The sequence below is a fragment of the Bosea sp. 124 genome (assembly GCF_003046175.1).
Taxonomy (GTDB): domain Bacteria; phylum Pseudomonadota; class Alphaproteobacteria; order Rhizobiales; family Beijerinckiaceae; genus Allobosea.
On sequence record NZ_PZZM01000001.1, the window covers coordinates 4,666,110 to 4,684,244 of the forward strand.

The following is an 18,135-nucleotide window of genomic DNA, read 5'->3' on the forward strand; positions in this document are numbered from 1 at the left end:
CAACCGATGAAGTTCGCTCTCTCGCTCAATATGGAGCGCTTTTCTCCCGACGCCACAATGGCGGAGACGATGTCGAACATGCTGGCCCTCGCCCGCATGGCCGACGAAGGTGGCTTCGAAACGCTCTGGACGCCCGAGCATCACACGATCGAATGCACGATCTCGCCCAATCCGTTCCAGACGCTGACATGGTTGGCTCAACATACGAGCCGCGTCAGACTCGGCACCGGCACGCTGGTCGCGCCGTACTGGTCCCCGATCCGCCTCGCGGGCGAAGCCGCTCTGTGCGACCACCTGACCAATGGCCGGCTCGAATTCGGGATCGCGCGCGGCGCCTATCAGTATGAGTTCGACCGCATGGCCGGCGGCATGCCCCAGCAAGAGGGCGGCGCCTATATGCGCGAGCTCGTGCCGGCGGTGATGAAGCTCTGGGCGGGCGATTACGCCCATGACGGCCACCGTTGGAAGTTCCCGCTTGCAGCGGCCGTGCCGAAGCCGCTGCAAAAACCGCATCCGCGCGTCTGGATCGCCGCGCGAGATCCCGACACCTTCGACTGGGCGGTCGGTATCGGCGCCAGCATTCTTTCGACACCGCTTTCGGCTCCGGTGGCCGAGATCGGCGTGCTGGCCGACAAGTTCAACAAGGCCTGTGCCGACCATCCCGAACGTCCGCGGCCGCGTTTCATGATGCAGCGGCGCACCTGTGTCTATGATCGCAAGGATGATTGGGAGAGGATGGTCCGTTACAGCGTCGATTACGGCCGCTACTTCGAAAATCTGATGCAGAACATCGGCACCGTTAAAGACGGTTTCCCCGAGGGCGTTCCCTTCGAGGCTGTCGCCAACCGCGGCAACTACAACCCAGCAGCCCTGAGGGACAATCTGGTCTTCGGCACGCCAGACGAGGTCATCCCTAAGCTCGAAGTCTACGAGGCTGCCGGTGTCGACCAGTTCTGCCTGGGCCTGACCTACAACCTCCCGTTCGAAATCCAGGCGCGGGCGCTGCGGCTCTTCATCGACGAGGTCATGCCGCACTTTGCCGCCCGCGAGGCGGCTGCGGAGCGGGAGGTCGCCAGGCCGCACCTGGCAGCGGTCGGAGCCTGACGAGATGACGGTGCTCGCTGCCTGCGCCCTTCTTCCGGATGTCGCGGGAACGTTCGTTCGCGATGACGTCGCGCTGAATTACCGGGTCAGCGGCACGGGCGCATTGCCGCTCGTGCTGGTGCACGGCGTCGGCTCCTATTGCGAAGCCTGGGACGGCGTGATCGCGCGTCTCTCCGACAGCTTCCGCATACTCAGTTTCGATCTGCGCGGCCATGGCCGCTCGGAGCGGCTCAAGGGGCGCTATGAGATCGACGATTTCACGAAGGATGTGCTGGCGTTGGCCGATCATGTCGGCTTCGGGCGTTTCGATCTCGCCGGATTCTCGCTCGGCGGGTTGATCGCGCAGCGCCTCGCGCTGACCCATCCGGAGCGGCTGCGGCGGCTCGTCCTGCTGTCGACGGTCTCGGGGAGGACCGACGAGGAGAGCGAGCGTGTGCTGGCGCGGCTCGCCGCGCTCATGGCCGGTGACCGTGGCTCGCATTACGACGCCTCGCTGTCGCGCTGGCTGACCGAGGATTTCCAGGCGCGCAATCCAGAGTTGATCGCGGAACTGCGCCGCCGCAATGCGCAGAACGATCCCGATTGCTACGCCGCGGCCTATCGCGTGCTGGCCGAAACCGATTTCGGCGGACTGATCGACCAGATCCGCCTGCCGACGCTGATCGCCACCGGCGAACACGACCAGGGCTCCAACCCGCGCATGTCGCGCTACATGCATGAGCGCATCACCGGCTCGCGGCTGCATATCCTGCCGGGCCTGCGCCATTCCCTGCTGAACGAGGCGCCCGATCAGGTCGCGGCGCTGATGCGGGGCTTTCTCATGGGAACGGACGAGGGGGGCAAGGCGTGATCGTCGAGGAACGCATCTATCGCATCCGCACGGGCCGGATGGGCACCTATCTGAAGCTGGTGCGCGAGGAGGGGCTTGCGATCCAGCAGCCGATCCTCGGCCATCTCATCGGCTATTTCACCACCGAGATCGGCGCCTTGAGCCAGGTCACGCATCTGTGGGCCTATGCTGATCTGGAGGATCGGCGGCAGCGGCGCCAGACGCTGGCAGACGATCCGCGCTGGCAGGCTTTTCTGCCCAGATTGTCCGAGAATATCGAGCAGGCCGAGAACAAGATCCTGCTGCCGACGGATTTTTCGCCGCTGCGCTGATCGCGCGGCGCTCTCGGGAGAACGGGCGGAAAGCCGGCCTCGCAAGACAGCGCACAAGACAACCAGAAGGGGATAGCGGTGAGCGAAAGGCTGCGTATCGAAAACCTCTACAAGGTCTTCGCCAAGGATCCGTCCGAGGCCCTGCGGATGCTGCGCGCGGGCGGCACGAAGGAGAGCGTCTCCGAAAAGCTCGGCCATGTCGTCGGGCTCGACGACGTCTCGCTCAGCGTGCCGTCGGGCGCGATGTACATGGTCATGGGCCTGTCTGGCTCCGGCAAGTCGACGCTCGCCCGCTGCATCAACCGGCTGAACGAGCCGAGTGCCGGGCGCATCCTGCTGGATGGGCAGGACATCGTGCCGCTCGGCGAGAAGGCGCTGCGCGAGGTCAGGCGCACGCGCATGTCGATGGTGTTCCAGCATTTCGCGCTGCTGCCCAACAAGCGTGTCATCGAGAATGTCGAGTTCGGGCTGAAGTTGCGTGGCGTCGCTCCTGCCCAGCGTCGCCGCCGGGCGGAGGAGGTTCTCTCCGTCGTCGGGCTCGGACGCTGGGGCTATCACCTGCCGCATGAGCTTTCGGGCGGCATGCGCCAGCGCGTCGGGCTTGCGCGGGCGCTGGCGACCGATGCCGACATCCTGATCATGGACGAGGCCTTCAGCGCGCTCGATCCGCTGATCCGCACCGAGATGCAGGACGAATTGCTGCGCCTGCAGCGCACGTTCAACAAGACCATCCTGTTCATCACCCATGATTTCCAGGAGGCGCTGAAGCTCGGTACCCGCATCGCGATCATGTCGGAAGGCCGGCTGGTGCGCGAGGGCACGCCACAATCGATCGTGCTCGAGCCCGGCAGCGACTATGTCGCGGCCTTCACGCGCGAGGTCGACCGGGCGCGGCTGTTCGACGCCCGGTCGGTCATGAAGCAGCCAGCCGAGATCTGGCGCGGCCCAGCCGGCATTGTCGTCGGCGGTGGCGAGGGCGGCTTCCTGCTCGACCACCAGGAACATGTCGTCGCCGGGCTCGATGGAGCCGAGATCGCTCGGCTGCAGGCGACCGGCGAACTGCCGGACCAGCGCCGCTCCTATGTCTGCGTGCCGGAAGCGACCAAGCTCGTCGACGTCGCGCGCAGCTATCGCGCCGATCGTGCCGTGGGCGTCGTCGACGACAGCGGCAGGCTGGTCGGCCTGCTCGGCGCCGAACAGATTCTCGCGCGCATCGCCAGCCTGCCGGCCCCGGGAGCAGCATCATGATCAAGGCTGACGATCTCGCGATCTTTCCGATCGACCAGTGGATCCAGGAGGGCGTCCGCTGGCTGGCGCTGAACCTGCGGCCGCTGTTCCAGGCGATCAAATGGCCGGTCGAGAGCCTGCTCGGCTTCAACGACTGGGTGCTGCATGCGATCCCGTTCCCGGCGATGCTCGTCATCGTCGGCTTCATCGCCTGGCGCAGCGCGGGCATCGGAGTCGCGATCTTCAGTGTCGTCTCTTTGATCGTGATCGCCATGCTCGGCGTCTGGGCCGAGGCGATGACCACCCTGTCGCTGATCGCGACCGCGATCGTGTTCTGTGCGTTGATCGGCATCCCGATCGGAATTCTCTGCGCCCGCAGCGATCGGATCTGGCACATCGTCCGCCCGATCCTCGACATCATGCAGACCACGCCGACCTTCGTTTACCTGGTGCCGGTGGTGATGCTGTTCGGCGTCGGCACGGTGCCGGGCGAGGTCGCCGTCGTCACGGCCGCGGCGCCGCCACTGATCCGCTTCACCAATCTCGGCATCCGCATGGTGGAGCACGAGATCGTCGAGGCAGGCCTCGCCTTCGGCGCCGATCGCCGCCAGTTGCTCTGGGAAATCCAGCTGCCGCTGGCGATCCCGACCATCCTCGGCGGCCTCAACCAGACCGTGCTGACGGCGATGGTGATGTCGGTCGTCGTCGCGATGATCGGCGCGGAGGGCCTGGGTCTCGTCGTGCTCCAGGGCCTTGGGCGCCTCGATGTCGGTCGCGCCGCCGTCGGCGGCATCGCCATCGTCCTTTTGGCGATGATGCTCGACCGCATCACCCAGAAACTCGCCGAGCCCAAGCGCGGCCAGCGCGCGCCGCTGCTTCAGGCGCTGACGCGTCTGCTGCGGGGAAGGCCGCGCGAGGAGATTGCCGCCGAGACCGCGGCGGGGGCGAACCGGCAGGCGGCTTGATCCGTCCGTTTCGACGAAGAACCCGCCCGCAAAAGGCGGGCAGGGGACCAGAACCAGTCACACTCAAAGAGGAGAACGCGATGATCAGCCTGTCAGCCAAGCCGTTTATCAAGACCGTTGCAGCCGCGGCGCTCGCTGCCGTCACGCTACATGGGGCGGCATTCGCCCAAGCGCTGCCGGGCAAGGGCAAGACCGTGCGCTACGCCCAGAGCGACAGCCTCGGCGCCAATTACGTCACCGCCCAGATCATCAGCCGGGCGATGAAGGAGCTGGGCTACGAGGTGAAAATCTCGACGCTCAACACGACGCTGTTCTTCCAGGCGGCGGGGCAGGGCGACCTCGACCTCGCGACCGACGTCAACATGCCCCAGCGCGAGCCTGCCTTCCGCGCGGTCGAGAAGCAGGCCGAGTTGATCGGTACCGGCATGATCGTCGGCGGCGGCATCAACGGCTACCTGATGGACAAGAAGACCGCGACCGCGCACAACATCACCACGCTGGCGCAGATGAAGGACCCCAAGCTGGCCGCGCTGTTCGGCAAGGATGGGCGCGCCGACCTGATCAACTGCGACCCGGGCTGGAGCTGCGGCGACGTGGTCGATTTCCAGCTTGAGAAGTTCGGCCTCAAGGACACCGTCCGCTCGGTGCGTGGCAAGTACGAGACGCTGATGGTCGAGGCCGTGGCGCGGGTGAAACGCGGCGAGCCGGCCTTCTTCTACGCCTGGAGCCCATCCTGGGTGAACAATGCGATGATCCCGGGTGAGGATGTCGTCTGGCTGCCGACGCCCGAAGACGCGCTGCCGCCGAATGTGCCCAACCGTGGCTCGGCCCTGGTGCCCGGCGTCAAGGGCTGCGCCGGCGGCGCCGACCCCTGTCGGATGGCGATGTCGTCGTGGAACTGGGCCTCCGTCGCGAACAAGGCGTTCGTCGCGGCCAATCCGGCGATCAAGGCACTGATCGAGCAGATCAAGTTCCCCTTGGCGACCTGGTCGGCCTGGGAGTTCAACATCAACAAGAACGGAGCCAGCAGCGCCAACGTGAACCGCATGGCCGATGAGTGGATCTCGCAGAACAAGGCGATGTTCGACGGCTGGGTGAGCAAGGCCAAGGCGGCCGTCTAGTGCACTGTTTCCGGGGGGCCGTGGTCGAGAAGTCGCGGTCCCCCGATAATGCGACGGAAATACGAGCTGTAAAATATAGCTATGCCCGGTCTTTGTTTTGCCGCGCCCAGTGCTCTTCCGGGGACGCGGACTGGCTAACGGAGTGCGTCAGAACGAATTTTCGAGCCAAGCAAGTGGCAGCGGCGGTTGGGGTGAATATTGAGGCGAGAGATCATCTCGTTGCCAAAAAATACCATTTAATCAATGATTTCAGTGATTTCTGGCGGAAGGGGTGGGATTCGAACCCACGGTGGGCTTGCACCCACGGCGGTTTTCAAGACCGCTGCCTTAAACCACTCGGCCACCCTTCCTGTGCCGCAGTCATTGCCGGGCACGGAGCGGTTTGGCAAGCGCCGTCAGCACGGAACGCGTCCGGACTTTCATCAGCAAGCAGGCGGAGCGGCTTCCGGCTCAGCTCCCGCTCTTCTTGCGCGCCGGTCATTGCGGCGGGGTTGATGGGGGCGTGGCGGCGATGTCACGGCGCGTCTGAAAGACGCTGCGGCGCTCGCGAAAACCGGCCTCGGAGGGGACCGGGTTGACAGTTGCCGCATTTCCGACACCTTTGTGCCCGCTCAAGGGCAGACGGGGATAGCCCGTTGACGCTGTCGCGACTCGTCGCCCGGCGCTAACGATCCCTTAACAGGATTGACCGAAAACTCTGGCTTCGCCGCTGTCGCGGCTCGGCCGGCCTTTGGGTTTTCGGCGCAGAAAGCGGAACGACGGCATGATGCGAGGCGCTCGCCCTTCGGCACCGGGAACCCTTTCCGCAGCGACCGATACGGGCCACGCCCCGCCTTCCTCCGATCTCACGACCCGCGCCCTGCGCCTCGGCTGCGTCGCGCTCGCCGGTCTCTTCCTTGCCAATTGCGCCAACGATCAGGTCGCGCGTCGCGGCAAGTCGAAGGAAATCGGCGCGTTCCCGCAGTCGAAATACGGCCCGGCCAGCCAGCGCGTCGTTGCCGAGGGCGAAGAGGTGCCGAAGGGCGGCGGCCGTCAGTTGATCGGCAAGACCTATTCCGTCGCCGGCAAGCGCTACACGCCTTACGACAAGCCTGTCGGCTATACGGCCGTCGGCACTGCCTCCTGGTATGGCGAGGCGTTCCATGGTCGCCGCACCGCCAATGGCGAGGTCTATGACCGCCACGGCATCAGCGCGGCGCATCCGACGATGCCGCTGCCGGCTTATGCCCGCGTCACCAACATGCTCAACAACCGCTCCATCATCGTGCGGGTGAATGATCGCGGCCCTTATCATGGCGGCCGTGTCATGGACGTTTCGCAGAAAACCGCCGAGGCGCTGGCCTTCCGCCATCTCGGCACGGCGCGGATCAAGCTCGAATATCTCGGCCAGGCCTCGCTCGGCGGCTCGGACGACAAGTTGCTGCTGGCGACGCTGCGGACCGATGGCCAGCCGGCCGCGATCCCGGGCACCAGCGCCCGCACCATGGTCGCAAGCTCCGCCCCGGTTGGGGCAGGGCGCTCGCAGAGTGCCGATCTCGACGAAACGCCCGCGGTTGTCGAGGAGCAGGCCACATCCCGGCCGGTCGCCCAGAGCTATTCCACGGCTTCCGCCGCGCCGGCTCAGGCCTATGCGCCGCAAAGCTATTCGACCGCGTCAGCCGAAACCGTGCGGACGATCTCGCCTGGCACGCCGGTGGCCGCTTCGCTGGTCTCGACCTCGTCGGTCGCCGGTGTCCCGGTCCGGGGCGCGCCGCTGCCTCCGAGCCGTCCCTTCGATCTCGACACGATAGCAAACGCCGGCAAGCCGGTTCTGGTTCCGGCCGTGATCCGCTCGACGCTGCCGCCGAGCCGGAACACCGTGGCGAGCCTGTTCGCCGCGCCGGAGCGCGCGCCGACGCAGCGTTTCGCGGCGTCGCATCCGCTCAACCAGGCTCTCCTGCCGCAGCCTTTGCAGCCGCTGTCGCGGAATTGAACCGTTCGCGCCTTGACCCGGCGCGCCCGGCTCTGCTTCAGATCGGCGATGAGCGCGTCCCGTCCCATCTCTGACAGGATCCCATCCCCGCCCGCATGGCGGCGCAGCCGGATCGGCGTGCGAGCGCAGCGGCTGGCCGCAGGGCTCGCACTTGCCGCTGCCCTCGCCGCTATCCTCGCTGCGCCTGTGGCGCTCGCGCAGGGCTTCCAGTCGCCCGCCCCCTTCGCCGTGCTGCTCGACTCCGCCAGCGGCACCGTTCTCTACGAGAAGGCGGCCGACGAACTGATGGTGCCGGCGAGCCTCGCCAAGATCGCGACTGCGCTCGTCGCCTTCGAGGAGATCGTGCAGGGTCGGCTGACGCTCGACAGCGAGATCGGCATTTCGGAGAACGCCTGGCGCAAGGGCGGCGGCGTCTCCGGCGGCTCGACCATGTTCGCCCAGCTCAACAGCCGGGTGAAGCTCTCCGACATCCTGCACGGCATCATCGTCCAGTCCGGCAACGACGCCTCGATCGCGCTGGCCGAGGCTGTCGCCGGCGACGAGGCGACCTTCGCCCGGATCATGACCGAACGTGTCAGGGCGATCGGATTGACGAAGTCGGTCTTTCGGAACGCGACCGGGATGGGCGATCCGCAGCAGAAGGTCACGGCGCGCGAGTTGGCGCTGCTCTCCGACCACATCATCAAGACCTATCCGGAACTCTACAAGATTTTCGGGCAGCGCGAATTCACCTGGAACAAGATCAAGCAGCAGAACCGCAACCCGCTGCTGACGATGGATATCGGCGCGGACGGGCTCAAGACCGGCAATATCGACGATTCCGGCTTCGGCCTCGTCGGTTCGGCGGTGCAGAACGGTCAGCGCCTGATCGTCGTCGTCAACGGTCTCAAGACCGCGCGCGACCGCGCCAACGAGTCGCGCAAGCTGCTGGAATGGGGTTTTCGCGCCTTCGAGCCGCGCCGGATCTTCGAGGCCGGCGAGGTCGTTGGCGAGGCCAGCGTGTTCGGCGGCGAGAAGGGGCGCATTGCCCTCAAGGCCAAGGGGCCGGTCGCCCTGCTGCTGCCGCGTGGCAGCAGTGAGCGCCTGAATGCGCGCATCGTCTATCGCGGGCCGTTGACGGTTCCGGTTCAGGAGGGAGCGGAAGTGGCGCGGCTCCTGGTCACGCGCGGCGAAGTCAAGACGCTCGACATCCCGCTTTATGCGGCCGAGACGGTGCAGGCCGGCACGTTGCAGAGCCGCGCGCTCGACGCGCTGATGGAGGCTGCTACAGGCTGGGTCCGCAAGGCGCTGGGCCGCAGTTGAGCCCGGGCATGGCACCGGGACGTTTCATCACGCTCGAGGGCGGGGAGGGGGCGGGCAAATCGACGCTGGCGCGCAGCTTGGCGGACCGCGTCGAGGCGCTCGGCCTGCGCGTAAGCGTAACGCGCGAGCCGGGCGGCTCGCCCAAGGCGGAAGCGATCCGCGAGGCGATCCTCTCGGGGCGGGTGAAGCAGCACGGCGCCTTCGTTGAGGCGCTGATGTTCTCGGCCGCGCGCATCGACCATATCGACCGCCTGATCCGCCCGGCGCTGCAGCGGGGCGAATGGGTGATCTGCGATCGTTTCATCGATTCGACCCGGGTCTATCAGGGCGCGCTTGGCCGCATCGATGCGGGGCTGCTGGCCGAACTCGAAGCCGTCACGATCGACGGGCTGATGCCCGACCTGACGCTGATCCTCGATCTCGACCCGACCATCGGGCTTGCGCGTGCGGCGCGCCGCCGGGCGCCAGGCGAGGGCAGCGACCGTTTCGAAAGCGAGACGCTGGCATTCCATCGCACGCTGCGGCAGGCCTATCTCGCCATTGCCGAAAGGGAACCGTCGCGTTGCGTCGTGCTCGATGCGGCGCAGCCTCCAGCCGTGCTGGCGCAGGCCGCCTGGACCGCCATCCGCGAGCGCCTGCCGGCACCGCAGGTCGCCTAAGATAGCGGGGGCTTGCTCTCGCGGGCAGGGCGGACCAAACACGTCCGGGATTTCCAACGAGAGTTCCGCGACGAGAGACCGGCCCTATGCTCCAGACCAGCGACGAACCCGACCGCCTGCCGAGCGCGCCGCATCCGCGCGAGACGCTGGCGCTGATCGGGCACGAGGCGCAGGAGCAGGCCTTCCTGGCGGCGCTGGCTTCGGGCCGGATGCACCATGGCTGGCTGCTTGGCGGGCCGGAGGGCATTGGCAAGGCGAGCTTCGCCTATCGCGCCGCGCGGTTCGTGCTGGCGTCGGGCGATCCGACGCGTCGGGCCGTGGGCGCGACCTCGCTGGCGATGCCCGAGGGTGACCCTGCGACGCGGCGGGTGATGGCGCAGTCACATCCGGACCTGCACCTGCTGAAGCGTGGCCCGAGGCCTGATGGAAAGCCCGGCTACACCAGCAATATTCCTGTCGATTTCGTCCGGCGCGTGCTCGACCGCTTCGGCTCGAGTGCCGCGGAGGGGGGCTGGCGCGTCTGTATCGTCGATTCGGCCGAGGATATGGAGCGCCCATCCGCCAATGCGCTGCTCAAGCTGCTGGAGGAGCCGCCACCGCGGGCGCTGTTCCTGATCGTTGCGCATGCGCCCGGCCGCATGCTCCCGACGATCCGCTCGCGCTGCCGGCTGATGACGTTCGGCGCGCTCGACGAGGCGCAGGTGGCGCAGGCCGGCATGGTCGCGCTGGAGCGGATGGGCGGCCCGTTCGACGCCTCGGCCCTGACGCGCGCGGCGCGGCTCGCCGACGGCTCGGTGCGGCGTGCGCTGACCTATGTCGACCCCGAGACGCTGGCGCTGGTCGAGGCGGTGCGGGCGCGGCTCGACGCGCTGCCCGGCATCGACCTGAACGCGCTGATGGCACTGGCCGAGGATGTCGCCGGCAAGGCGGGCGAGAGCGATTTTTCGATCATGATCGAAACGGTGCAGAGCTGGCTCTCCGACCATCTCCATGCGCATGCGGCGGCGCAACCGGCGCGTCTTGCACCGCTGGCGGAGGTATGGGACAAGCTGGGGCGTGCGGCCCGCGATGTCGAAACCTATAATCTCGACCGCCGCCCGCTCGTAATGACCATGTTTCATGATCTGTCGGATGCGGTTGCCCGCTCGCGCGCAGCGTGAAGCGAACTTCCGGATCGACCATGGCCACGGCCCCGAAATTCTACCTGACGACAGCGATCCACTACACCAACGGGCCGCCGCATATCGGCCACGCCTATGAGATGGTGGCGTCGGACGCGATCGCGCGCTTCAAGCGGCTCGACGGGTACGACGTCTTCGCGATGACGGGAACCGACGAGCACGGCCAGAAGGTGCAGCGGACTGCGGCACAGAACGGGTTGTCGCCGAAAGACTTCGTCGACGGCATCGCCGGGCGCTTCCAGCAGATGGAAGAGCGGCTCGGCTGCTCCTTCGACCGTTTCATCCGAACCACCGATCCCGACCATGTGCCCTCGACGCAGGAACTGTGGCGCCGGATGGAGGCGAATGGCGACATCTATCTCGCCAAATATTCCGGCTGGTATTCGGTGCGCGACGAGGCCTTCTACGGCGAGGAGGAGACGACGCTCCTGCCCGACGGCACACGCCTCGGCGGACAGGGCACGCCGGTCGAATGGGTCGAAGAAGAGAGCTATTTCTTCCGCCTCAAATCCTATCAGGATCGGCTTTTGAGTCTCTACGAGGAGGTGCCGGACTTCGTCTCCCCGCCGACGCGCAGGAACGAGATCGTCTCCTTCGTGAAGGGCGGGCTCGAGGATCTCTCGATCAGCCGGACGACCTTCGACTGGGGTCTGCCCGTGCCGGGCGATCCGAAGCATGTTATGTACGTCTGGGTCGATGCGCTGAACAACTATGTCACCGGGACGGGTTTCCCCGATCCGGCGAACCCGCGCGCGCATTACTGGCCGGCCGATGTCCACATCATCGGCAAGGACATCGTGCGTTTTCACGCGGTCTACTGGCCGGCGTTCCTGATGTCGGCCGGGCTGCCCCTGCCCAAGCGCGTCTTCGGCCACGGCTTCCTGCTCACCAAGGGCGAGAAGATGTCGAAGTCGCTCGGCAATGTCGTCGACCCCTTCGAACTGGCCGATGCCTATGGCGTCGACCAGCTGCGCTATTTCTTCCTGCGCGAGGTTTCCTTCGGCCAGGACGGCAATTACAGCCACGACGCGATCGTGGGGCGGATCAATGCCGACCTCGCTAACGATCTCGGCAATCTGGCGCAGCGCTCGCTGTCGATGATCGCGAAGAACTGCGAGGGCAAGGTGCCGGCCTGCGGCGTGCTGACGGAGGGCGACGTGGCCATGCTGGCGCTCGCCGACGGGGCTCTGGCGAAGGCGCGTGGCGCCATGACGGATTTCGCGCTCCATGTCGTGCTCGCCGAGATCTGGGCGGTGGTGGCAGAAGCGAACCGCTATTTCGCCGCCAACGAGCCCTGGCGCCTGTCGAAGAGCGACCCTGCGCGGCGCGACACGGTGCTCTACGTCACCGCCGAGGTGCTGCGGCAGGTCGCGATCCTGGTCCAGCCAGTGATGCCGGCCGCCATGGGCAAGCTGCTCGATCTGCTGGGCGTCGCTTCCGATGTGCGCGATTTCGCCACGCTCGGTGCGAGCGGCCGGCTGACGGCCGGCACGGCGCTGCCCGCACCGAGCGGCATCTTCCCGCGCTATGTCGAGCCGGAGGCCGGCGAGGGCGCCTGATGCTGATCGATACGCACTGCCATCTCGACTTCCCGGATTTCGCCGAGGAGCTGGACGGTTACGTCGCGCGGGCCGAGGCAGCCGGCGTCGGCCGCATGGTCACGATCTCGACGCGGGTCGCGCGCTTTGCCGCCTATGCGGCGATCGCCGAGCGCTTTGCGTCCGTCTGGTGCAGCGTCGGCACGCATCCCCACGGCGCCCATGAGGAGCTCGACGTGACGCCTGAGCAGCTCGTGGCGCTGTCGGCGCATCCGCGCTGCGTCGCCATCGGCGAGGCCGGGCTCGACTATCACTACGACAAGAGCCCGCGCGAGGCGCAGGCCCAAGGCTTGCGCGTTCACATCGCCGCCGCCCGGCTGACACAGCTTCCGCTGGTGATCCATGCCCGTCAGGCCGATGACGACATGATCGCGATCCTGCGCGAGGAGATGGGGAAGGGCGCCTTCCCCGCCATCCTGCACTGCTTCACCGCCGGCGAAGCCCTGGCGCTGGCCGGCGTCGAGCTTGGGCTCTACATCTCCTTCTCCGGAATTCTCACCTTCAAGACGTCGGAGGAGTTGCGCCGAATCGCCCGGATGGTGCCGCGCGAGCGCCTGCTGGTCGAGACCGATGCGCCTTATCTCGCGCCCGTTCCGTTCAGGGGCAAGCGCAACGAGCCGTCCTATGTCGTTGAGACGGCAAAGGTTCTGGGCGAGACAATCGGCGCCTCCTTCGACGAGGTCGCGGCTCTGACCACGGCGAATGCGCGCCGCTGCTACTGGAAAATGGACCATGCCGCGCCGGTGGCGCAGGTGGCCTGAAACAGCGCACGGTCATGACCCAGACGCTCACGATCCTCGGTTGCGGCTCTTCCGGCGGCGTGCCCCGGCCCGGCGCCGGCTGGGGCGCCTGCGACCCGTCCGAACCGAGGAACCGCCGGCGGCGCTGCTCGATCCTGGTCGAGCGCAGCGGGGCGGCCGGCACGACGCGGCTGATCGTCGACACCTCGCCGGACCTGCGCGAGCAACTGGTCGATGCCGCGGTGCCCGATCTCGATGCCGTCCTGTTCAGCCACGACCATGCCGACCATACCCATGGCATCGACGACCTGCGCTCGCTCGTGCTGCACAACCGGCGGCGTGTCGTCGTGCATGCCGATGCTGCGACGACGCGCTCGTTGACCCAACGCTTCTCCTATCTGTTCGAGACGCCGGCCGGCAGCGCCTATCCGCCGATCCTCGACTGGCGACCCTTGACGGCTGGAGCGGCCGTGACGGTCCGGGGCGCCGGCGGCGAGATCGTCGCGCTGCCCATCGCCGTCGAGCATGGTCCGAATTACGAGGCGCTGGGCTTCCGTTTCGGCGGTGTCGGCTATGTGCCCGATGTCAGCCTGATGCCGCCGCGGGCCAAGGCGGCGCTCGCCGGGCTCGACATCCTGATCCTCGACTGCCTGCGCGAAACACCGCATCCGAGCCATTTCAACCTGGCGCAGGCGCTGGCGGCGATCGCCGAGTTGCAGCCGCAACGGGCGATCTTGACGAACCTGCATTCCGATCTCGATTACAATCGTCTTCTCAAAGTGTTGCCGCCCGGCATTGACGTCGCGTTCGATGGCATGACCGTCCGGGTGGCACTTGGCTCAGAGATCGAAAAGCCCGGGGCGGCATCAGTTTAGGTTCCATAATATGTCTTATGCGAATCAATGGTCGACGCTCGGCCGGGGTTGAGGCCGGAGCTTGCGCCAAGCCTTTCCGGCATGGCTTTCCGGCGTCGTTTGGCCTGCCCTGCCGGACATCGGCGATCGAAACACGCGACGGCGTGTTCAGCGCCCGGCGATCAGCCGGAACGGGGCGCCGATGATGGTGATCGGCAGCTTGACGATCGCTTCAAGCGATCCGCTGGCGATCTCTTCGGCGTTGGCCGAGGATCGCGGCGTCGTAAAGCCGCCTTCGAGCACCGCGTTCAGGCGCGGCGCCACAGCCGCGAGCTGCGCGAATTTGCCGTGGTTGCTGGAATCGAGCCCTTTGACGTCTGTCATGTCGACCACGATGGCGCCCAGAGCCGCCAGTTCGTCCGAATCCGACGCCGCACCCAGCCGGCTCGTGCCCCCTGCCAGGAAGTTCGAGGCTCCGAGCGCCTTGTCGTCTTTCGAGAGTACGATGAAGAAGGGCTTGGCCGGCTTGCCGAAGCGCCGCATCTGCGACTTGAAGACGTCGATGTCGATGTCGGGGGCTGCAAGGACGAGCCGTCCGAGCTTGGACACGTGCGGCAGGCCACCGGAGATGCGGATCTGGCGCAGCGCCTCGACCGTTACCCAGTTGCCCATGGAATGCGCCAAGATGTTCACCTGCTCCGCATTGCTGGCGAAGAGCAGCCGGATGGTGCGTTCGAGATCGTCGCGGGCCGCCGTGGCGCTGTTGGTGTCATAGACGTACTGCGTCACCTGCCCGCGCGACGCCCAGGTGAACAGCACGGGCACCCCCGGCGCCTGGGCATCGTGAACGACCTGCGCAAAGCGATAGAGACCCTCGGCAAACATCGTGTTGTAGCCGTGGATGAAGAGAAAGACGTTGCGTTTGCCCTTCGGCCTGGCGGCGAGCTGCGCATTCAGCGTGCTGACGAAGGCCTTTTCGTCGTCGAGATAGTTGGCCTGACGGACGACGAAATCGGTCTTCGAGCTGCCCGGCGCTGTCGACGCCCATTCGACCTCGCCCTGGGCATGCTTCTCCGGCACCGAAACGACGATCTTGGCGAAGTCCAGGGGTGTGCTGCGTTCGCCGTTGAACAGAGTGCCCGGGCGGTCGTCGCGCTTGCGGGTCGTTGCCACGAGCAAGGTATGAGCGGTCGAGCCGGGGTCGATCTCCGCGACGGGTGCGAGAAAGCCCTCCTCGGGCCGCGAACCACATCCTGCCGCCAGAAGCGAGGCCATGACGACCGAGCCGATGCAGACGCGCTTTGCCAAGGCGGCCAGGCCGCCCCCCCTCACCGCTCTCGACGACAACCGCATGGGTCAAATCTCGCACAAGGCAACGGACGCAACTGGAACAGTTTTAGGGAAGCCGCTCCGCGAAGATAAAATCAAGTGGTAAGTCGCATGCTAATCGCGATTTGTCGCAGCATCGCTGTTTTCGGCTCGAATCCGACCGTTCGTCTGACGGACGTCGAACCAGGAACCGATCGGTCGTGTCGAGAATGCGGTCGCTCTGTTGCCGATAGAGCCGGGCTGCCCGGATTCATCGACGAAACAGCATCGGCGGATTGCGTGTGCTTCAAGCGACGCTGCGTCGCGTTCAGGCTGGACTGACCTTCCGGGCGAGCGCGAACAGGGCAAGCGCCGCCATCCCGGAGAAGGCGATCAGCAGCAGCATGCTCGGCACCTGCCCGGCCCGCTCGATCAGCACCGCAAAGGCGAGTGGTGCCGCCGCCTTGATCGCGAGACCCGGCGCGGAGAGCTTGCCCAGCATCGCGCCATAGCCGGCCGGCCCGAACAGTTGCAGCGGCACGGTTCCGCGCACGATCGAGCTCAGACCCATGCTGATGCCATAGGCGATCGCGAACAGCCCGGCCAGCGTGGCCGTCATGCCGCCGACGAGCAGCAGCATGAAGCCCAGCGGCATCAACAGTGCGGAGACCCAGGCCGTGGTCACCGGCTGGAGCGCCGTGCCAAAGAGCATTTCGACCAGCCGCCCGGCGACCTGGGACGGGCCGACCATCGCCCCGATGCCGACAGCGACGGCTGCGCTCAGGCCCAGCCCCTGCAGCATCGTCAGCATGTGCACCGACATCGCCGAGACTACGAAACCTTGCAGGGAAAAGGCGAGCGCGAGCAGGAGGAAGGCCGAGCGCCGCGCGTCGCCATGGAGATAATCGCTGGTGGTGACCTGCCCCGTCGGGCCTGCCGGCGCGGCATGGGCGGCCGGGTGCACCCGGCCCGGCAGCAGGAACAGATGCAACGGCACGCAGAGCGCGAATTGCAGCACGGCGTAGATGCGGTAGATTTCGCGCCAGTCGAACTGGTCCAGCAGCACCGTGGTCAGCGGCCAGAACAGCGTCGAGGCGAAGCCGCCGATCAGCGTGAGCTGGCTGATGGAGCGGCGGGCGCCGGCCCCGCGCGCCTGCGTCAGGGCGGCGAAGGCCGCGTCGTAGAGCACCATCGTGGCGACGGCTTCCAGCACGATCATCGCCGCGAAATAGCTGATCGGCCCCCTCGCCTCGGCGAGTGCGAACAGCGCCAGCCCCGCCAGCGCTGAGCCCGTGCTCATCACCAGCCGCGTCCCGTAGCTGTCGATCAGGCGGCCGGCGGCCGGCGCCACCAGGCCAGCGGCCAGCAGCCCGGCGGCGAAGCCGCCATAGGTCCATTCCGGCGCCCAGCCGAAGCTCGCGGTGATGCGCGGCGCCAGCACCGCGAAGGCATAGTACAGCGCGCCGTAGCCGATCACCTGGGTCACGCCGAGCGCGAGGATGAGAGGAAGGTCGCCGGGGCGTCCCGGCGCTGGCGTCGGGCTGGGCAAGCTGGACATCAGGCTTCGACGATCTCGCGCCCGGCCGGCGAGCCGCAGCCGCAGCCCGCCTTGCCCTCATCCTTCGCCACGGCATCCTCGGTGCAGCAGGCATCGCGGGCCGCCGGTGCAGGCCCGCCGCAGCAGCCCGACGTGGCCTCTCCCGGCCCGCCGGGCGTCGCACTGCACACGCCGGTCTCGGGTAAGACCAGCTCCACGCGCCTTGCCGCCTCGTGGTCGCCAGCGACCGCGGCGACGATCGAACGAACCTGCTCATGGCCGGTCGCCAGCAGGAAGGTCGGAGCGCGCCCGTATGATTTCATACCGGCGATGTAGAAGCCCTGCTCGGGATGGGCAAGCTCGGCTGCTCCATGCGGTCGGACCGTGCCGCAGGAATGTTCGTTCGGATCGATCAGCGGCGCCAGGGCCGGCGTGCATTCCAGGGCCGGATCGAGTTGGACCCGCACTTCGCGCAGAAAGTCGAGATCGGGCCTGAAGCCCGTGGCGACGACGAGTTCGTCCGCCTCGACGACACGGCCGTCATCGCTGGCCAGCCGCAGCGCGCTGCCTTGCCGGCCGATCGTCTCCAGCCGGAAGGCGGTCTCGACCGAGACGAGGCCGCTCGCGACCAGATTTGCGATCCGGGTTCCGAGTTCGCCGCGGGCCGCGAGCTGGTCGGCCGCGCCGCCGCCAAAGGCGTTGGCGAGGCGGGCCCCGCGATAGAGCCAGGCAATGTGCGTGGCGGGTGCCCTGCCCTTCAGCTCGGCCAGTGCCGTCAGCGTGCCGATGGCCGAATGGCCGCCGCCGATCACCGCGATGCGGCGGCCGGCATAGCGCGCGGCGGCCGAGCCGAGCACGTCCGGCATGCCATAGCTGATCTGCCCTGCGGCCTCCCGCTCGCCGATGGCCGGGAGACCCGACGAACCAGCGGGATTGGGGGAGAGCCAGGTGCCGGAGGCGTCGATGACGGCGTCGACCTGTTCGGTCTTGTCCTCGCCTCGCTGCCGGTAGCGGATGATGAAGGGGGCGCCGTCTCGTCCTGCGGTCTTGACCTTGTCGAAGCCGTGCCGGGAGATGGCGGTGACGTCTGCCCCGAGCCGGAGCGCCTGCCCGAGCCCGGGCAGTCCGGCGAGCGGAATCAGATACCGCGTCAGCAGATCGCCGCCGGTCGGGTAGGTGTCGCGTGGCGGCGGGGGCCAGCCGCTGCCCGCGAGCAGCCGGGCCGCCGCGGCATCGATGTTATACGCCCAGGGCGAGAACATCGGCACATGAGCCCATTGGCGCACGGCATGGCCGACAGCCGGGCCGCGCTCGAAAACGAGCGGCGTCAGCCCGCGCTCGATTGCATGGGCGGCGGTCGCGAGGCCTGTGGGCCCAGCCCCGATGATCGCGATCGTCTTCGTCAT

16 protein-coding genes and 1 tRNA gene are annotated in these 18,135 nt (G+C 67.1%); 13 read left to right on the forward strand and 4 right to left on the reverse strand.

The window, feature by feature from the left end:
- Nucleotides 1–6: 6 nt before the first annotated feature.
- From C8D03_RS22090 to proX, 6 genes are all read left to right on the forward strand, one after another.
- Nucleotides 7–1,104, forward strand: coding sequence for an LLM class flavin-dependent oxidoreductase (locus C8D03_RS22090; RefSeq protein ID WP_108049722.1), 1,098 nt, complete (start codon nt 7–9; stop codon nt 1,102–1,104).
- Between the two features lie 4 nt (nt 1,105–1,108).
- Nucleotides 1,109–1,954 carry an alpha/beta fold hydrolase gene (locus tag C8D03_RS22095; RefSeq protein ID WP_108049724.1) on the forward strand — a complete coding sequence of 282 codons (846 nt, stop codon included), beginning with the start codon at nt 1,109–1,111 and terminating at the stop codon, nt 1,952–1,954.
- Nucleotides 1,951–2,265, forward strand: a complete 315-nt coding sequence (locus C8D03_RS22100; RefSeq protein WP_108049726.1) for an NIPSNAP family protein — start codon at nt 1,951–1,953, stop codon at nt 2,263–2,265. Before C8D03_RS22095 ends, C8D03_RS22100 begins: the two co-directional genes overlap by 4 nt.
- 78 nt (nt 2,266–2,343) lie before the next feature.
- Complete coding sequence (locus C8D03_RS22105; RefSeq protein WP_108049728.1) at nt 2,344–3,513, forward strand: quaternary amine ABC transporter ATP-binding protein; 1,170 nt, start codon at nt 2,344–2,346, stop codon at nt 3,511–3,513.
- Entirely contained in the window at nt 3,510–4,457 is a 948-nt protein-coding gene (locus tag C8D03_RS22110; RefSeq protein WP_108049730.1) for an ABC transporter permease, read from the forward strand. Before C8D03_RS22105 ends, C8D03_RS22110 begins: the two co-directional genes overlap by 4 nt.
- Before the next feature lie 80 nt (nt 4,458–4,537).
- Nucleotides 4,538–5,578 carry a glycine betaine/L-proline ABC transporter substrate-binding protein ProX gene (gene proX / locus C8D03_RS22115; protein WP_108049732.1) on the forward strand — a complete coding sequence of 347 codons (1,041 nt, stop codon included), beginning with the start codon at nt 4,538–4,540 and terminating at the stop codon, nt 5,576–5,578.
- Nucleotides 5,579–5,838: 260 nt separating this feature from the next.
- Here proX and C8D03_RS22120 read toward each other — a convergent pair.
- Nucleotides 5,839–5,928: transfer RNA gene (locus C8D03_RS22120), tRNA-Ser, on the reverse strand.
- A gap of 413 nt (nt 5,929–6,341) precedes the next feature.
- On the opposite strand from C8D03_RS22120, the gene C8D03_RS22125 reads away from it, so the two are divergent.
- The 7 genes from C8D03_RS22125 to C8D03_RS22155 all read left to right on the forward strand — a co-directional run bounded on the left by C8D03_RS22125 (nt 6,342) and on the right by C8D03_RS22155 (nt 13,905).
- Nucleotides 6,342–7,550: a septal ring lytic transglycosylase RlpA family protein gene (locus tag C8D03_RS22125; protein WP_248308573.1), complete on the forward strand. Its 1,209-nt coding sequence runs from the start codon at nt 6,342–6,344 to the stop codon at nt 7,548–7,550.
- A gap of 117 nt (nt 7,551–7,667) precedes the next feature.
- Nucleotides 7,668–8,852 carry a D-alanyl-D-alanine carboxypeptidase family protein gene (locus tag C8D03_RS22130; RefSeq protein ID WP_248308574.1) on the forward strand — a complete coding sequence of 395 codons (1,185 nt, stop codon included), beginning with the start codon at nt 7,668–7,670 and terminating at the stop codon, nt 8,850–8,852.
- Between the two features lie 8 nt (nt 8,853–8,860).
- The gene (gene tmk, locus C8D03_RS22135; protein ID WP_108049736.1) at nt 8,861–9,511 is read left to right on the forward strand and encodes a dTMP kinase; all 651 of its coding nucleotides are present in this window, start codon (nt 8,861–8,863) and stop codon (nt 9,509–9,511) included.
- Between the two features lie 86 nt (nt 9,512–9,597).
- Complete coding sequence (locus tag C8D03_RS22140) at nt 9,598–10,671, forward strand: DNA polymerase III subunit delta' (protein WP_108049738.1); 1,074 nt, start codon at nt 9,598–9,600, stop codon at nt 10,669–10,671.
- Nucleotides 10,672–10,691: 20 nt separating this feature from the next.
- On the forward strand, nt 10,692–12,251 hold the full coding sequence (gene metG, locus C8D03_RS22145; protein WP_108049740.1) for a methionine--tRNA ligase: 1,560 nt from the start codon (nt 10,692–10,694) through the stop codon (nt 12,249–12,251).
- Nucleotides 12,251–13,051: a TatD family hydrolase gene (locus C8D03_RS22150; RefSeq protein WP_108049742.1), complete on the forward strand. Its 801-nt coding sequence runs from the start codon at nt 12,251–12,253 to the stop codon at nt 13,049–13,051. Before metG ends, C8D03_RS22150 begins: the two co-directional genes overlap by 1 nt.
- Before the next feature lie 14 nt (nt 13,052–13,065).
- Entirely contained in the window at nt 13,066–13,905 is an 840-nt protein-coding gene (locus C8D03_RS22155) for an MBL fold metallo-hydrolase (RefSeq protein WP_108049744.1), read from the forward strand.
- Between the two features lie 147 nt (nt 13,906–14,052).
- Here the strand turns inward: C8D03_RS22155 and C8D03_RS22160 are convergent, their stop codons facing one another.
- From C8D03_RS22160 to C8D03_RS22170, 3 genes are all read right to left on the reverse strand, one after another.
- Entirely contained in the window at nt 14,053–15,192 is a 1,140-nt protein-coding gene (locus tag C8D03_RS22160) for an alpha/beta hydrolase (RefSeq protein WP_248308575.1), read from the reverse strand.
- A 328-nt stretch (nt 15,193–15,520) separates the two neighbouring features.
- Nucleotides 15,521–16,750: an MFS transporter gene (locus C8D03_RS22165; RefSeq protein WP_108049748.1), complete on the reverse strand. Its 1,230-nt coding sequence runs from the start codon at nt 16,748–16,750 to the stop codon at nt 15,521–15,523.
- Complete coding sequence (locus tag C8D03_RS22170) at nt 16,750–18,135, reverse strand: NAD(P)-binding domain-containing protein (protein WP_108049750.1); 1,386 nt, start codon at nt 18,133–18,135, stop codon at nt 16,750–16,752. Before C8D03_RS22170 ends, C8D03_RS22165 begins: the two co-directional genes overlap by 1 nt.

Coding starts and splice junctions, on each gene's coding strand:
- C8D03_RS22090 (WP_108049722.1), top strand. CDS start 7: ATGAAGTTCGCTCTCTCGCTCAATATGGAGCGCTTTTCTCCCGACGCC.
- C8D03_RS22095 (WP_108049724.1), top strand. CDS start 1,109: ATGACGGTGCTCGCTGCCTGCGCCCTTCTTCCGGATGTCGCGGGAACG.
- C8D03_RS22110 (WP_108049730.1), top strand. CDS start 3,510: ATGATCAAGGCTGACGATCTCGCGATCTTTCCGATCGACCAGTGGATC.
- proX (WP_108049732.1), top strand. CDS start 4,538: ATGATCAGCCTGTCAGCCAAGCCGTTTATCAAGACCGTTGCAGCCGCG.
- C8D03_RS22125 (WP_248308573.1), top strand. CDS start 6,342: ATGATGCGAGGCGCTCGCCCTTCGGCACCGGGAACCCTTTCCGCAGCG.
- tmk (WP_108049736.1), top strand. CDS start 8,861: ATGGCACCGGGACGTTTCATCACGCTCGAGGGCGGGGAGGGGGCGGGC.
- C8D03_RS22140 (WP_108049738.1), top strand. CDS start 9,598: ATGCTCCAGACCAGCGACGAACCCGACCGCCTGCCGAGCGCGCCGCAT.
- metG (WP_108049740.1), top strand. CDS start 10,692: ATGGCCACGGCCCCGAAATTCTACCTGACGACAGCGATCCACTACACC.
- C8D03_RS22150 (WP_108049742.1), top strand. CDS start 12,251: ATGCTGATCGATACGCACTGCCATCTCGACTTCCCGGATTTCGCCGAG.
- C8D03_RS22155 (WP_108049744.1), top strand. CDS start 13,066: ATGACCCAGACGCTCACGATCCTCGGTTGCGGCTCTTCCGGCGGCGTG.
- C8D03_RS22165 (WP_108049748.1), bottom strand. CDS start 16,750: ATGTCCAGCTTGCCCAGCCCGACGCCAGCGCCGGGACGCCCCGGCGAC.
- C8D03_RS22170 (WP_108049750.1), bottom strand. CDS start 18,135: ATGACGAAGACGATCGCGATCATCGGGGCTGGGCCCACAGGCCTCGCG.